Raw genomic sequence first — 14,698 nt, 5'->3', positions numbered from 1 at the left:
GCGGCCCAGGCTCCTAGGGCCTAAGACAGGAAGGGGACCGCAAAACTGGCCGGCGGTTCTCCGCGCTGGTGTCTTTCCCACATCAATGTGTACGCGGACTCCATGTGGGCACAAAAGCGCTTCGTGTCGAACAGCGGATATTCAGACCGGTTGCGCGATAGCCTGGCACGAATATCGGACAGCAGGTCCGCAGACCTTGCCAGCTTGAGGGCAAAGGCCTCATAGTCCGCCAGGCTTTCAGTGACCAGTTCCGGCAATCCCACCGCATTCAACAAACTGGCGGCCACCCGGCCAGGAAATGTCGTGCCCATACAAGTCAGAACGGGCAGCCCGGCCCACAAGGCATCGCTGGCAGTGGTATGCGCGTTGTAGGGAAGTGTGTCCAGAAACAAATCCGCCAGTTTGTGCCGCGCCAGGTGCTTGTCCAGCTCGACCCGCGGCGCAAAGACCAACCGTTCCGCTGCGACGCCGTGCCGCAATGCCTCGGAGCGCAGGTTCCGCGCGACGGCCGCATTGTCTTCGAGCAACCACAATACGCTACCGCCGACCTTGGTCAGCAGGCGCATCCAGACGTCGAATACATCGGGCGTGATTTTGTAGTTGTTGTTGAAGCAGCAAAAAACAAAACCAGACGCCGGCAAGCCGCATTCCACCCGGGCAGGCGTTGTTTCTGCAATCCGCCGCTGCGCATCGTTGGGCTGGTAACTGTCCGGCAGCCACACGACTTTTTCAGAATAAAAATACTGGTGCTCATCGGGAATAACGCAACGGTCCGCAAGGATGTAATCGATATATTCCACGCCCATGCTTCCGGGAAAGCCCAGGTAATTGACCTGAACAGGTGCAGGCCTGTGGGCCAGAATTCCCGGCCGGCCATCCGTGGTGAATCCCTTCAGGTCAACCGCGACGTCGATCTCCATTTCCCTGAGCAAAGCGGCCGCTTCCCGGTCGCTCTTTGTTCGAACGTCGACAAACCGGTCAAACGAACGCAACAAGCGCTGGCGCATGGCCCCCTGGGAATCAGGGCCAAACGACAGCGCGACGATCTCAAAGCGTTCGTGATCATGAAGTTCAAACAGTTCGGCCATCAAATAAGCGGTGGCATGGTCATGAAAATCCGCAGAAAGATACGCCACCCGAATCCTGTCATGCGCATAGCGCTCACCGTTCCACAAGGGCCTGTCCGAGGGCGGGCACGCCTCGGCGGCGTGTGTCCGCGCGCACTGCAACAGTGCGGCCGCCGACTGTGTCGCCGCCAGAAATGTGAATGGCTCGATCGCTTTTCTCCCCTTCATGACCGCAGTATTCAATCGCTCCAGGTCCAACTCATACTGCGACCAGTCACACGAGTACCTTTTTGAATAAAACAATGCGCCAAGGGCATAGGGATATTCCGGCTCAATGTCGATCAGCCGCGAAAAGGCACGCGCAGCCTCATGGTGGCGGCGCAAGCACCCCAGCATTTCACCGAGGTTACCCAAGGCCTTCGCATGCCGCGGCTCCAAGGCCAATGCCAGCTGAAAGGACGCCAACGCGTCTTCATGCCGGTCCAGCCCTCCAAGCGCAATGCCGCGGTTGTTGAATGCCTCCGCGGAGTTCGGGTCCAGGGCGACCAGCTTGTCATAACTCGCCAACGCATCCTCAAACCTGTTGGACCTGCGGAACACTTCTCCCAGCCGGCCATGAACCTGCGCATGATCCGGTTGAAGCTTCAACGCTGCCTGAAAACAATGAATGGCCCGCTCCAGATCGTTCTCGTACGCATACAGGCTGCCGAGCTGCGCGTGAAGATCCATCATCTCCGGGTAGGCGGCAATTCCCTTGAGGACAATTTCCCTGGCGCGCCCGATTTGCCCGCTTTCCACCAGCATCTGGCACAAATCGCCATACACAAGCTCGAAGTCCCGCTTGAGGTCGAGCACCCGAATGAAGTTTTCTATGGCGATCTCTGGTTTGCCCTGCCTTTTGGCCATCAAACCGAGAAAATAAAAAGCGTCAGCCTGTCCCGGTTTGATGTCCAGGCTCCGCTGGAGCGCATGTTCCGCTTCTTGGTAACGCTGTTGTTCACTGAGGGCGAACCCAAGATTGAGGCAGGCATCAGCGTCCTGCGGGTTGAGGGCAATGGCCTCACGGTAACTGCTTGTGGCCTCGTCCAGCTTGCCTTCAGCGAGAAGGGCATTTCCGCGGCGCCTGAGGATATCGCCCGGCGGTGTTTGGTCGATTGCCGTCGATGTGCCGTGCGCACCTTCCAGCGCTTTAACGGGGCTCGCCTGCGTCCCTGCATTGAGGACGGCTTTCCTCAACCAATTGAACACCCCCATACGCTTCCTATTTGTGACCAGGGACTCACACTGTATCGTGCGCAGTGCGCCTCACCTTTTAAAGCAGGCCGCGCACCAGCCAGAAGGCCGTGCCCCACATCATCAGCGCGACCAGCAAATCCATGGCGCGCCACACCACCGGTGAATTGAGCCGGCGCCCCACGCACCACAAGGCAACACCCAGGCCGGTGAACCACAGCAGCGAACCGGTGATGGCGCCCAGGCCGAAGACCGCATTGTCGGGCTGCGCATAGGCTAGCGAGGCCGTGCCTATCACCACCGCCGTATCCAGCCAGGCATGGGGATTGAGCCAGGAGAGCGCGAGCGCCAGGCCGATGGCCTTGCGGCGCGAGATGGCCTGGTCGGCGAGCGGCGCGCCGTCGGCCGCCTGCGGCGCCGGCTGCAAAAAGCGCCGCATCGCCTGCGCGCCATAAACCATCAGCACCAGCGCGCCCGCGCCCGTCATCGCGCCCAGCAGTTTGTCGGACAGGCCGCCCAGTTGCGCCAACCCCATCACGCCCAGGCCGATTAACGCCACGTCGGTCAGCACGCAGACGGCGACCGTGAGCCACAGGTGCTGGCGCAACAGGCCCATGCGTATCACGTGGGCGTTTTGCGGGCCTATGGCCATGATCAGCGAAAGGCTCAGGACCATGCCGGTCAGGAAAGCGGGGGCGGCAAGGGGGTTCATGGCGGTTCTTTGAATAGATGTCGGTTCTGTACGCAGTGTCCCGTAAAGCCGATAATGCTTAAACAAAGTTAACTAAAACTAGCTTTGATCAATTAATACTTGATTAATCAAATATGCTCGACGCCCGACAACTGGACGCCCTGGCCGCCGTGATCGAACACGGCAGCTTCGGCGATGCCGCCAAAGCCCTGAGCCTGACCCTGGCCGCCGTGTCCCTGCGCATCAAATCGCTGGAAAACGCGCTGGGCCAGCGCCTGCTGGTGCGGGGCAAGCAGGTGCGCGCCACGCCGGCCGGCCAGGCCTTGCTCGGCCATGTGCGGCAGCTGCGGCTGATGGAGTCTGATTTGCTGGCGGGCCTGCAGGGCGGTGGCAAGGCCGGGCGCCTGCAAAGCCTCAGCGTGGCGGTGAATGCGGATTCCCTGAGCAGCTGGTTTTTACCGGGCGTTGCACCGGTGCTGCATGGGCATGGCCTGTTGCTGGACGTGGTAGTGGACGACCAGGACCACACCCACGATGCGCTCAAAAGCGGCGACGTCACCGGCTGCGTGACCACGCTGGCCCAGGCCATGCGCGGCTGCGTGGCCGAACCGTTGGGCGTGATGCGCTACCGCTGCATGGCCTCGCCGGCGCTGGTCGCGCAGTGGAGCGAGCCCGCGGCGGGCGGCCAGGCGGCGGGGCCCAATCGCCTGGCCCACCGCCTGCTGGCCAGCCCGGCCGTGATCTTCAACCGCAAGGACGCGCTGCAGGACGCCTTTCTGGCCCAACATTTCAAATTGAAGGATGCGCTCTACCCGCGCCACTTCGTGCCGGCCGTCGATGCCTTCGAGCTCGCGCTGGAACTCGGCATGGGCTGGGGCATGGTGCCCGACATCCTGCTGGCGGCGCGCACCCACCGCCCGCCGCTGCAGGAAGTGTTGCCGGGCTGCGCGGTCGACGTGCGGCTGTACTGGCAGCACTGGGCACGCGAGCCGCTGGCGGCGCAGCGGCTGACGCAGGCCGTCAAGCAGGCGGCGAAGCAGCAGTTGCTGCAGGATTGACGCGGGCAAAAAAAACAGCCTGCCGGGTCGTCCCTGGCAGGCTGCCGTGCTGAAACTGGGCTGGTTTACTTGCTCAGGCACTCTTTCATGAAGGCCTTGCGCTCGTCGCCTTTTTTGCCCTTGGCGTCGGCGTTGCAGGTTTTCATCTTGGTTTGCTGGGTGGGTGCCGCGGCCTTGGCGCTCAGGCATTCCTTCATGAAGGCCTTGCGCTCATCGCCCTTCTTGCCCTCGGCGTCCTTGTTGCAGGTGCCCATCTTGGTCTGCTGCGCGGTCTTGGCGGGAGCGTCCGCGGCATGCGCCACCGGAGACAGGATGGCGGCGGCGGCAAATGCGAAGGCGGTCAGGGATAACAGCTTTTTCATGATGGCTCCATGGGTTGGGAATCGGGATTGAGTTCCGGCTGGAATTCCAACACATAACGCCGGGCCGGGCAAATTCGATGACCGGGTATCTGCGGGCCCCGGACGGCGCATGGCTTAACCGTAAAATCAGCCGATGCTCTCGATTAAAAAAGACCTGCTCACGGCCCTGGCCGCGGGCCTGGAAGAACTTTCCCCCGGCGCGGGCGACAAGGCCGCGTTTGAATCCCCCAAGGTGGCGGCCCACGGCGACCTCGCCTGCACGGCCGCCATGCAGCTGGCCAAGCCGCTCAAACTGAATCCGCGCCAGGTCGCCGAAAGCCTGCGCGGCATTTTGCTCAAGGCCCCGGCTTTCGAGCGCTGGGTGGACGCCATCGAGATCGCCGGCCCCGGCTTCATCAACATCCGCCTCAAGCCCGCCGCCAAGCAGGAAACCGTGCGCGAGGTGCTGCAGGCCGGCGCCACCTACGGCACGCAAGCCGAGGGCAGCGGGCGGCGCATGATCGTCGAGTTCGTCTCGGCCAACCCGACCGGCCCTCTGCATGTAGGCCACGGCCGGCAGGCCGCGCTGGGCGATGCGATCTGCAACCTCTTCGCCACCCAGGGCGCGCAGGTGTGGCGCGAGTTCTATTACAACGACGCGGGCGTGCAGATTCAGACCCTGGCGGCCAGTACCCAGGCGCGCGCCAAGGGCCTCAAGCCCGACGACGCCGGCTGGCCCGAATCGGCCTACAACGGCGACTACATCGCCGACATCGCGGCCGACTTCCTGGCGAAAAAGACGGTCAGCTCGGACGACCGCGAATTCACCGCCTCGGGCGACGTGGAAGACATGGACTCGATACGCCAGTTCGCCGTGGCCTACCTGCGCCACGAGCAAGACCTGGACCTCAAGGCCTTCTCGGTGAAGTTCGACAACTATTACCTCGAGTCCAGCCTGTACAGCTCGGGCCGCGTCGACGCCACTGTGGCCAAACTCAAAGACGCCGGCAAGACCTATGAGCAGGACGGCGCGCTGTGGCTGAAGTCGACCGACTACGGCGACGACAAAGACCGCGTGATGAAAAAGAGCGACGGCAGCTATACCTACTTCGTGCCCGACGTGGCCTACCACCTGGCCAAATGGGAGCGCGGCTTCGGCAAGGCGATCAACATCCAGGGCATGGACCACCACGGCACCATCGCCCGCGTGCGCGCCGGGCTGCAGGCCGCCGGCGAGGGCATCCCCCAGGGCTACCCCGACTACGTGCTGCACACCATGGTGCGCGTGATGCGCAACGGCGAAGAGGTCAAAATCTCCAAGCGCGCCGGCAGCTACGTCACCCTGCGCGACCTGATCGAATGGACCAGCGCCGATGCCGTGCGTTTCTTTCTGCTCAGCCGCAAGCCCGACACCGAATACATCTTCGACATCGACCTGGCGCTCGCCAAGAACAACGAGAACCCGGTGTACTACGTGCAGTACGCGCACGCGCGCATCTGCTCCATCCTGACCACCTGGGCCGGCCAGGGCGGCGACGAAGCCAGCCTGAAGTCTGCTGACCTGTCGGCGCTGGACAGCCCGCAGGCCCAGGCGCTGATGCTGCTGCTGGCCAAATACCCCGAGATGCTGGCCAACGCCGCAGCCGGCCTGGCGCCGCACGACGTGGCGTTTTACCTGCGCGAGCTGGCCGCGAACTACCACAGCTATTACGATGCCGAACGCATCCTGGTCGATGACGAGGCCGTCAAGCGCGCCCGGCTGGCACTGGTCGCGGCGACCGCGCAGGTGTTGCACAATGGCCTCGCGGTGCTGGGCGTGAGCGCCCCGCGCAAGATGTAATGCAAGCATGCCGGTAGCACCCTAATTTTCAGGACAAGACAATGAACGTGGGCAAGGGAATGAACACTCAAAGAGGCGGAACCCTGCTGGGTTTGGTGATTGGCGCCTTGATCGGCCTGGGCGCCGCGCTGGCCGTGGCGGTCTACATCACCAAGGTGCCTGTGCCTTTCATGAACAAAAGCCAGGCACGCAGCCCCGACAGCGATGCCGCGGAAGCCAAGAAGAACAAGGACTGGAACCCGAACGCGCCGCTGGCCGGCAAGAACCAGCCCAAGCCGCCGGCGCCTGCCCAGGGTCCCGCCGAAACGCCCAGCGTCGCCGTTCCCGACCCGTCCGCCAGCCCCAAGGCCGCCGCCTCGGCGCCCGCCAGAACCGCCGCCAAGCCCGCCCCCGCGGCCGATCCACTGGGCGACCTGGCCAAGGCCAAGGTCGAAGGCCTGTCGTCCAGCCCGGGCGTGGACCCTTTCAGCTACTTCATCCAGGCCGGCGCCTTCCGCACGCCCGAAGATGCCGAACAGCAGCGCGCCAAGCTGATGCTGCTGGGCATGCAGGCCAAGGTTACCGAGCGCGAACAGGCCGGCCGCACCGTGTACCGTGTGCGCCTCGGGCCTTTCGACAAAAAGGAAGACGCCGACAAAGCCAAGGAGCGGCTGGACAACAATTCCATCGAAACGGCGCTGGTCCGCGTGCAGCGCTGACGATAAGCTGAACTTTTCACGAGGCGGGTGTACAAACCCCTGTGCCCCGCACCCTGAGGGCCGCCGTCCGGAGGGGCGGCTTACCCACCATTTCTGTCATACCAGGAGAAGAATCTGATGCAACGCCGTGAGTTTTCGTTTACAGCCGCCTCGGCTGCCGTCGCCACCCTGGGCGGCATCGCCCTGCCCACCGTGGCGCAAGCCCAGGCCAAGGCCTTCAAAGAAGGCGCCGATTACCTGGCGCTGGACAAGCCGGCGCCCACCGAAGTCCCCGCCGGCCAGGTGGAGGTGGTCGAGTTCTTCTGGTACAGCTGCCCGCATTGCAATGCCTTTGAGCCTCAGCTCGAAGCCTGGATGAAGCAGGCGCCCAAGGATGTGACCGTGCGGCGCGTGCCGGTGGCCTTCCGCCCCGATTTCGAACCCCAGCAGCGCCTTTTTTACGTGCTGGAGGCCATGGGCAAGGTCGAGGAACTCCACAAAAAGGTGTTTTACGCCATCCACGTGGAAAAACTCGCGCTCGCCAATGCCGACTCGATTACCGCCTGGGCCGAGAAGCAGGGCATCGACAAAGCCAAGTTCGTCGAGATGTACAACTCCTTCACGGTGACCACCAAGGCCCGCAAGGCCACGCAGCTGCAGGACATCTACAAGGTCGACGGCGTGCCGGCGCTGGGCATTGCCGGGCGGTATTACACCTCGGCCACCCTGGCCCAGAGCATGGGCCGCGCCCTGCAGGTCACCGACGCGCTGATCGCGCAGTCGCGCGGCAAAGGCAAATAAGACGCTCCGGGCCCATAGCGGACCGCCGCCCCAAAACCCGCCTCGTTCCAGGCGGGTTTTTTTATGCCCCTAATATTCCCCGTGCAAGCCATTCCCGCGGCTTGCATGGCTACAATGGCCGAACCCCAAAGCAGCAAGATTCGTGCCTTATGAAACACCCCCTTTATTCCCTCATCCTGCCGGCCGCTTTGGCGCTGGGGGCGGCGTTTCCGGCCTGGGCTGAAAAAGCCGACCGGGACAAGCCCATGAACGCGGAGGCCGACGCCCTGCGCTATGACGACCTCAAGCAGACCAGCGTGTTCACCGGCAACGTGGTGATCACCAAAGGCACGACCATCGTGCGCGGCGCGCGCGTCGACGTCATGCAGGACCCCGAAGGCTATCAGCAGGCGGTGTCCATCGCGGCGCCCGGCAAGCTGGCCTTCTACCGCAAAAAACGCGACGGCGTGGACGAATACATCGAAGGCGAAGGCGAGCGCATTGAATACGACAGCCGCGCCGACCTCGTCAAATTCATCAAGCGCGCCGTGGTGCGCCGCTACAACGGCGCCACCCTGGTGGACGAAACCACCGGCGCCGTGATCGTCTACGACAACAACACCGACGTCTTCACCGTGGACGGCGGCGCACAGAACCAGACCGCCGCCAACCCGAGCGGCCGGATACGCGCCATGCTGTCGCCGCGCGCCGCCGCGTCGGCGCCGGCCACCGCTCCCGCGGCCCCGCCCGCCGCCCTGCGCCCCAGCACCACGCTGGGCACTGAAAAGAACTAGAAAGAACCTTTCACAGATGGATGTGGTGACTGACACTTCGGCGGCCCCGGCCGCGACCCCCAGCCGCCTCGTTGCGCAAGGGCTGCAAAAATCCTACGGCAGCCGCAAGGTCGTTCAGGACGTCTCGGTGGCCGTGCAAAAAGGCGAGGTCGTGGGCCTGCTGGGCCCCAACGGCGCCGGCAAGACGACTTCGTTCTACATGATCGTGGGCCTGGTGCGCGCCGACGCGGGCGAGATCTCCATCGACGGCCAGTCGGTCGAGCACATGCCGATTCACCTGCGCGCGCGCCTGGGCCTGAGCTACCTGCCGCAGGAAGCCTCGATCTTTCGCAAGCTCACGGTGGAGGAAAACGTGCGCGCCGTGCTCGAACTGCAGCTGGGCGCGAACGGCAAGCCGCTGGGCCGCGCCGAGATCGAGTCGCGCCTTGACGGCCTGCTGCAGGACCTGCGGGTGGACCACCTGCGCAATTCGCCGGCCCCGGCGCTGTCGGGCGGCGAGCGCCGCCGCGTCGAGATCGCCCGCGCCCTGGCGACCCAGCCGCGCTTCATCCTGCTCGACGAGCCTTTTGCCGGCATTGACCCGATCGCCGTGATCGAGATCCAGCGCATCATCGGCTTCCTGAAGTCGCGCGGCATCGGCGTGCTGATCACCGACCACAACGTGCGCGAAACGCTGGGCATCTGCGACCACGCCTACATCATCAGCGACGGCCACGTGCTGGCCCAGGGCACGCCCTCCGAGATCGTGAACAACGCCGATGTGCGACGCGTGTACCTCGGTGAACACTTCAAGATGTAGGATGACACTCCCCCTGTTGTCGCTCACTTCGTGTAGCTCCCTCCCCCCCGAGGGGGCGGCGCCTGCGGCCTGGCAAAGCCAGTTCCGCGGCCCCTGCTCGCACTTTTTCTGCGCTTCGATCAAAGCTCCTTGACATGAAGCAGGGCCTCTCGCTCCGCGTCTCGCAGCACCTTGCGCTGACGCCCCAGCTGCAGCAGTCGATACGGCTGCTGCAGCTGTCGACGCTCGAGCTGAGCCAGGAGGTCGAGCAGATGCTCGACGAAAACCCGTTTCTCGAGGTGGCGGAAGAAACCGCCGTGCGCGAAGAGTTCGGCCTGGAGCACCTCAACACGCCGGTCAGCCAGGACAGCCGCGAGTTTGAATCCGCGGCGGATTCGACGGGCGGCGGCGCGGAGGATGCCGGGACTTCGGCCCCCGCCGATGCCGAGGTCAGCGCCGAACCCAAGCTCGAGGAAAGCTGGGAAGGCGACGGCACGGTGGAGACCACGCCCGACGACAGCGAATGGGGCAGCGATGCGCCGGCGCGCAAGAACAACAACGACGAGGGCGACACTGAGGCCTCCGACCTGACGGGCGCCCACGAGTCGCTGCAAGACCATTTGCACCGCCAGTCGTTGGGCCTGCGCCTGTCCGAAGAGGACCGCGCGGCCCTGCATTTCCTGATCGAGTCGCTCAATGACGACGGCTACCTCGAAGACAGCCTGGCCTCGCTCGCGGCGGGCCTGGCCGGGGATGACCTGGAACAGGCCGAGGACCTTGAGCAGCGTTTTGCCATGGCGCTCAAGCTGCTGCACCACATGGAGCCGGCCGGCGTGGGCGCGCGCAACCTGGCCGAATGCCTGGGCCTGCAGTTGCTGGACTGCAAGGACTGCGAAGAGACCCGCGCCGCTATCGCCATGTGCAAGCAGCCCATGGAGCTGCTGGCCAAACGCGACCTGAAGCGCCTGTCGCACCTGTGCGGATTCACCGAAGCCGCCGTCCGGGGCGCGATTGCCGTGATAGGCCGGCTCGACCCCAAACCCGGCCGCCGCTTCGTGAACGTGGAGCGCAACCTGATCGTGCCCGACGTCATCGTCGTGAAGTCGGGCCGGGGTTTCAAGGTCTCGCTCAACGGCGACGTGATGCCGCGCCTGCGCGTGCACGACATCTACGCCAACGCCCTCAAGCAGCACAAGGGCCAGGGCGGCCAGGCGCTACAGCAGCGTCTGCAGGAGGCGCGCTGGTTCATCAAGAACATCCAGCAGCGCTTCGACACCATCCTGCGCGTGAGCAGCGCCATCGTCGAGCGGCAGAAAAACTTCTTCACGCACGGCGAACTCGCCATGCGCCCGCTGGTGCTGCGCGAGATCGCCGACGAACTGGGCCTGCATGAGTCCACGATTTCGCGCGTGACCACCGCCAAGTACATGGGCACGCCCTTCGGCACTTTTGAGCTCAAATACTTCTTCGGCTCCGCGCTGGGCACCGAAACCGGCGGCAACGCTTCCAGCACCGCCGTGCGCGCGCTGATCAAGCAGTTCGTCTCCTCCGAGAGCCTGAAAAAGCCGCTCAGCGACAACCAGATTTCCGAAATGCTCAAGGAGCAGGGCATCGAATGCGCGCGCCGCACCGTGGCCAAGTACCGAGAGGCTTTGCGCATCGCGCCGGCTAATTTACGCAAATCACTGTAAATCCGATTCTCGGGCGCATGGCGGCGTTGCGCGGTGCTCGGAATCCTCATGCACCCAAGTGCATTCCGGTTCCTGCGCTCCGTGCGCCTTGCCCTGCATCCCGATAATCGAATTTCCAGCAGCCCTTTTGAAGAGTCCGACATGAACCAGCTCCAATTGTTTTTACCGTGCGCCGCCGGCGTCGAGGCCTTGCTGGCCACCGAGGTGCAGCGCGTCACCGGCATCCAGGGCAAGGCCTGGCGCGCCGGCGTGCAGTTGCAGGCTTCCTGGCGCGACGCGCTGCAGCTCAACCTGCACAGCCGCCTGGCCCAGCGCGTGCTGATCGAGTTGCAGCACAACCAGTACCGCAGTGAACAAGACCTTTACAACGCCGCCGCCAACGTGGCCTGGGAAATCTGGTTCACGCCCAAGCAGACCTTCAAGGTTGAGATCACCGCCCAGCACAGCCCGCTGCAGAGCCTGAACTTCGCGGCGCTGAAGATCAAGGACGCCATCGCCGACCGCTTCCGCGCCAAGTTCGACGACGTGCGGCCCAGCGTCGATACGCGCTGGCCCGACGTGCGCGTCTATGTGCACCTGACGACGGACACCGTCACGATTTACATCGACACCTCGGGTGAGCCCCTGTTCAAACGCGGCTGGCGCGAAGACAAGGGCGATGCGCCACTGAAAGAAACCCTGGCCGCCGCGATGATCGCCGCCAGCGGCTGGGACCAGCTGTGCAAGGACGGCGTTCCGCTCTACGACCCCTGCTGCGGCTCGGGCACCATCGCCATCGAGGCGGCGCAGATCGCCTGCAACATCGCGCCAGGCATCAACCGCCGTTTCGCCTTCCAGAAATACCTGCCCTTCCAGGGCCATGTGTGGGACGGCCTGCTGGACCAGGCCGAGGCCGCCATCACCGAACCCACGGCGCCGGTGTTCGGCAGCGATGTGTCCTTCCGCATGGTCGATTTCGCCGAACGCAATGCCGAGCGCGCCGGCGTGGCCAATGCGGTGGAATTCCGCGGCGGCGACGCGCTGCAGCGCATGCCACCCGCGCCCTCGGGCGTGATGCTGGTGAACCCGCCCTATGGCGAACGTATCGATGTAGCCGGCGTGGCCGGTATCACCGGTGTGCAGGGCCGCGACCAGCGCCGCCAGCAGAGCCGGGAAGTCCAGCACGACCACCGCAACCAGCCCATCGACGAGTTCGGCCAGCCGCTGAACCAGGACAGCGGTGACACGCGCGAAGAGCCGGCCTTCGAAACCCCGCGCGACCGCTCGGCCAACCCGGGCCGCGAGCAGGCGCAGAACGCCTGGGGCGAGGAAGCGGCCGACTTCTTTCCACAGCTGGCCGCGCACTGGAAGAAAAACTACGCGGGCTGGACGGCCCACGTGCTCACGCCCGACCTCAAGCTCCCCGGCAAGATGCGCCTGAAGGAATCGCGCCGTGTACCCATGTGGAACGGCCCGATCGAATGCCGGCTGTTCCGCTTCGACATGGTGGCCGGCTCGGCGCGCGGCAAGCCCGGGGCCGCGGGTACGGCACGCGAGCCGGCGCCGTGACGGCCGGGGCGCGCCAGCCCATCGTCCTGGACACCAACATCGTCCTCGACGTGTTTGTGTTCAACGATGCGGCGGCGCAGCCGCTCAGGCAGGCGCTGGAAGCCGGCGAGCTCGACTGGCTGGCCACGCAGGCCATGCGCGATGAGCTTGAACGCGTGCTGGCCTACCCGCAGATTGCGCCGCGCCTGGCGTTTTACCAATTGGGCGTGGATGATGTGCTCGCGGCTTTTGACCGCCACGCCCGCCTGCTGGAGGTGGCCGCCAAGGCCAGCGTCACCTGCAGCGATGCCGACGACCAGAAATTCATCGACCTGGCCGTGGCGGCCAAAGCCTTGCTGCTGAGCAAGGATCGGCACGTACTGTCCATGACCAAGCGGCTCGGCAGCCTCGGCGTCAGGGTGCAAAGCGCGATGCGGGCTTAGCGGCGGCAGGCTGCTAGGTGTATTCAGGCCACCGCGACGGCGGCGTCTGACGGCAGGGCGCCATCGGGCCCGGCCGGCGCCTGCATGGCGGCGCCGTTGGCGCGAAAACTGTGCGCGCTGGCCAGCGGCCAGTAGTAGCTGAAGACCGTGTTCTGTTTTTCCAGCGAGCCCAGCAGCGCGCCCGGCTCCACCTGCATGATGAGGTTGCTGAGCAACCGCACCTCGGTGTCGGTCAGGCGCCGCACGATGTGGTGGGCATTGACTTCGCGCGGGTGGCACAGGCCCGCAGCCTGCACCAGCTCCTGCAGCGCATGCAGGGTGCTGCGGTGGAAATTGCGCACGCGCTCGGCCTTGTCGGGCACCACCAGCGCCTGCTGGCGCACCGGATCCTGTGTGGTGACGCCGGTCGGGCATTTGCCGGTGTGGCAGCTTTGCGCCTGGATGCAGCCCAGCGCCATCATGAAGCCGCGCCCGGCGTTGCACCAGTCGGCGCCCAGCGCCATGAGCCGCACCATGTCGAAGGCGCTGACCACCTTGCCGGCCGCGCCTATGGAGACGCGGCTGCGCAGGTTCACGCCGATCAGCGTGTTGTGCACCAGCAGCAGGCCCTCCTGCAGCGGCGCGCCCACGTGGTCGGTGAACTCGACGGGCGCGGCGCCGGTGCCGCCCTCGGCGCCGTCCACCACGATGAAGTCGGGCGTGATGCCGGTCTCCAGCATGGCCTTGACGATGGCAAACCATTCCCAGGGGTGGCCTATGCAGAACTTGAAGCCGGTGGGCTTGCCGCCTGAGAGTTTTCGCAGCCTGGCGATGAAATGCATCATCTCGATGGGCGTGGAGAACGCGCTGTGGCTGGAGGGAGAGATGCAGTCCTTGCCTTGAGGCACGCCGCGCGCCGCCGAGATTTCAGCGGTGACTTTGGGGCCGGGCAGGATGCCGCCGTGGCCGGGCTTGGCGCCCTGGCTCATCTTGAGTTCGATCAGCTTGACCTGCGGGTCGCGCGCATTGGCGGCGAAGCGCTCCTCGCTGAAGCTGCCGTCCTCGTTGCGGCAGCCGAAATAGCCCGAGCCGATTTCCCAGATCAGGTCGCCGCCGTGCAGCCGGTGGTGCCGCGAGATGGATCCCTCGCCCGTGTCATGCGCAAAGCCGCCGAGTTTGGCGCCCTTGTTGAGCGCCATGATGGCATTGGCCGAAAGCGAGCCGAAGCTCAGGGCCGAGATGTTGAAGACGCTGGCATGGTAGGGCAGGGTGCAGGGCTCAACCGAAGGCGAGGGATGGTCGGGCGAGCCGCCTATCCAGACGCGGAAGTCGTGCGAGGCCAGCTTGGTCGGCGCCATCGAATGGTTGACCCATTCATAGCCTTGCGCGCCCACATCGAGCTGCGTGCCGAAGGGCCGGTTGTCGGGCTCGCCCTTGGAGCGCTGGTAGACCAGCGAACGCTGGGCGCGCGAGAAGGGCGTGGCCTCGCTGTCGCTTTCGATGAAGTACTGGCGCATCTCGGGCCGGATGAACTCGAACAGAAAGCGCATGTGGCCTATGACCGGGTAGTTGCGCAGCACCGCGTGCCGGGTCTGCCGCAGGTCGCGCACACCCACGCACACCAGCACCGTGCCGCCCACCAGGGATACCAGGGCCAGCTTCCCCACGCCAAAAATCATCAGGCCGAGCAGCCCCAGAAGCGCGGCAAGCCCGCACAGGACCATAAAGGTGTAACGGACCGGGAACCGGGCATCCAGACGCTGGAGGAACATGGTGGTGCTTCCGTGGGGAGAGGGGCA

The 14,698-nt window shown here is 64.8% G+C and carries 13 protein-coding genes; 9 read left to right on the top strand and 4 right to left on the bottom strand.

Going from position 1 to position 14,698, the window contains the following annotated elements; translation table 11 throughout:
• Window positions 1-20 precede the first annotated feature (20 nt).
• Both AC1D1F_RS18580 and AC1D1F_RS18575 read right to left on the bottom strand, forming a co-directional pair.
• The gene (locus tag AC1D1F_RS18580; RefSeq protein ID WP_477674925.1) at window positions 21-2,321 is read right to left on the bottom strand and encodes a tetratricopeptide repeat protein; all 2,301 of its coding nucleotides are present in this window, start codon (window positions 2,319-2,321) and stop codon (window positions 21-23) included.
• Window positions 2,322-2,379: 58 nt separating this feature from the next.
• Window positions 2,380-3,012 carry a LysE/ArgO family amino acid transporter gene (locus AC1D1F_RS18575; protein ID WP_477653930.1) on the bottom strand — a complete coding sequence of 211 codons (633 nt, stop codon included), beginning with the start codon at window positions 3,010-3,012 and terminating at the stop codon, window positions 2,380-2,382.
• Between the two features lie 113 nt (window positions 3,013-3,125).
• Here AC1D1F_RS18575 and AC1D1F_RS18570 point away from each other — a divergent pair, with 113 nt between their 5' ends.
• A complete protein-coding gene (locus AC1D1F_RS18570) occupies window positions 3,126-4,049 on the top strand; it encodes an HTH-type transcriptional regulator ArgP (protein ID WP_477674923.1) in 924 nt (307 codons plus the stop codon).
• A 65-nt stretch (window positions 4,050-4,114) separates the two neighbouring features.
• Here AC1D1F_RS18570 and AC1D1F_RS18565 read toward each other — a convergent pair whose 3' ends face one another.
• Window positions 4,115-4,411 (bottom strand): PsiF family protein, encoded by a 297-nt coding sequence (locus AC1D1F_RS18565; protein ID WP_477674922.1) that lies wholly within the window; start codon window positions 4,409-4,411, stop codon window positions 4,115-4,117.
• Window positions 4,412-4,544: 133 nt separating this feature from the next.
• On the opposite strand from AC1D1F_RS18565, the gene argS reads away from it, so the two are divergent.
• The 8 genes from argS to AC1D1F_RS18525 all read left to right on the top strand — a co-directional run bounded on the left by argS (window position 4,545) and on the right by AC1D1F_RS18525 (window position 12,920).
• A complete protein-coding gene (gene argS, locus AC1D1F_RS18560; RefSeq protein ID WP_477674921.1) occupies window positions 4,545-6,230 on the top strand; it encodes an arginine--tRNA ligase in 1,686 nt (561 codons plus the stop codon).
• A 59-nt stretch (window positions 6,231-6,289) separates the two neighbouring features.
• Window positions 6,290-6,928 carry an SPOR domain-containing protein gene (locus tag AC1D1F_RS18555; protein WP_477674920.1) on the top strand — a complete coding sequence of 213 codons (639 nt, stop codon included), beginning with the start codon at window positions 6,290-6,292 and terminating at the stop codon, window positions 6,926-6,928.
• A gap of 117 nt (window positions 6,929-7,045) precedes the next feature.
• Window positions 7,046-7,708, top strand: a complete 663-nt coding sequence (locus tag AC1D1F_RS18550; protein WP_477674919.1) for a thiol:disulfide interchange protein DsbA/DsbL — start codon at window positions 7,046-7,048, stop codon at window positions 7,706-7,708.
• 149 nt (window positions 7,709-7,857) lie between these two features.
• The gene (gene lptA, locus AC1D1F_RS18545; protein ID WP_477674918.1) at window positions 7,858-8,481 is read left to right on the top strand and encodes a lipopolysaccharide transport periplasmic protein LptA; all 624 of its coding nucleotides are present in this window, start codon (window positions 7,858-7,860) and stop codon (window positions 8,479-8,481) included.
• Window positions 8,482-8,497: 16 nt separating this feature from the next.
• Entirely contained in the window at window positions 8,498-9,280 is a 783-nt protein-coding gene (gene lptB, locus AC1D1F_RS18540) for an LPS export ABC transporter ATP-binding protein (protein WP_477653937.1), read from the top strand.
• A gap of 134 nt (window positions 9,281-9,414) precedes the next feature.
• Window positions 9,415-10,950: an RNA polymerase factor sigma-54 gene (locus AC1D1F_RS18535; protein WP_477674916.1), complete on the top strand. Its 1,536-nt coding sequence runs from the start codon at window positions 9,415-9,417 to the stop codon at window positions 10,948-10,950.
• Window positions 10,951-11,091: 141 nt separating this feature from the next.
• Entirely contained in the window at window positions 11,092-12,498 is a 1,407-nt protein-coding gene (locus tag AC1D1F_RS18530) for a THUMP domain-containing class I SAM-dependent RNA methyltransferase (RefSeq protein WP_477674915.1), read from the top strand.
• Window positions 12,495-12,920, top strand: coding sequence for a putative toxin-antitoxin system toxin component, PIN family (locus AC1D1F_RS18525; protein WP_477674914.1), 426 nt, complete (start codon window positions 12,495-12,497; stop codon window positions 12,918-12,920). The genes AC1D1F_RS18530 and AC1D1F_RS18525 overlap by 4 nt, the downstream gene beginning before the upstream one ends.
• Window positions 12,921-12,943: 23 nt before the next feature.
• Here AC1D1F_RS18525 and AC1D1F_RS18520 read toward each other — a convergent pair whose 3' ends face one another.
• Window positions 12,944-14,671: an FMN-binding glutamate synthase family protein gene (locus tag AC1D1F_RS18520; protein WP_477674913.1), complete on the bottom strand. Its 1,728-nt coding sequence runs from the start codon at window positions 14,669-14,671 to the stop codon at window positions 12,944-12,946.
• Window positions 14,672-14,698: the final 27 nt, after the last annotated feature.

Source organism: Polaromonas sp. P1_H6 (assembly GCF_056405195.1).
This window is presented reverse-complemented; position numbering and strand designations above follow the sequence as displayed.

Bases quoted from the DNA above. Each gene is read 5' to 3' on its own strand.
- AC1D1F_RS18580 (WP_477674925.1), bottom strand. From the start codon at position 2,321: ATGGGGGTGTTCAATTGGTTGAGGAAAGCCGTCCTCAATGCAGGGACG.
- AC1D1F_RS18575 (WP_477653930.1), bottom strand. From the start codon at position 3,012: ATGAACCCCCTTGCCGCCCCCGCTTTCCTGACCGGCATGGTCCTGAGC.
- AC1D1F_RS18570 (WP_477674923.1), top strand. From the start codon at position 3,126: ATGCTCGACGCCCGACAACTGGACGCCCTGGCCGCCGTGATCGAACAC.
- AC1D1F_RS18565 (WP_477674922.1), bottom strand. From the start codon at position 4,411: ATGAAAAAGCTGTTATCCCTGACCGCCTTCGCATTTGCCGCCGCCGCC.
- argS (WP_477674921.1), top strand. From the start codon at position 4,545: ATGCTCTCGATTAAAAAAGACCTGCTCACGGCCCTGGCCGCGGGCCTG.
- AC1D1F_RS18555 (WP_477674920.1), top strand. From the start codon at position 6,290: ATGAACACTCAAAGAGGCGGAACCCTGCTGGGTTTGGTGATTGGCGCC.
- AC1D1F_RS18550 (WP_477674919.1), top strand. From the start codon at position 7,046: ATGCAACGCCGTGAGTTTTCGTTTACAGCCGCCTCGGCTGCCGTCGCC.
- lptA (WP_477674918.1), top strand. From the start codon at position 7,858: ATGAAACACCCCCTTTATTCCCTCATCCTGCCGGCCGCTTTGGCGCTG.
- lptB (WP_477653937.1), top strand. From the start codon at position 8,498: ATGGATGTGGTGACTGACACTTCGGCGGCCCCGGCCGCGACCCCCAGC.
- AC1D1F_RS18535 (WP_477674916.1), top strand. From the start codon at position 9,415: ATGAAGCAGGGCCTCTCGCTCCGCGTCTCGCAGCACCTTGCGCTGACG.
- AC1D1F_RS18530 (WP_477674915.1), top strand. From the start codon at position 11,092: ATGAACCAGCTCCAATTGTTTTTACCGTGCGCCGCCGGCGTCGAGGCC.
- AC1D1F_RS18520 (WP_477674913.1), bottom strand. From the start codon at position 14,671: ATGTTCCTCCAGCGTCTGGATGCCCGGTTCCCGGTCCGTTACACCTTT.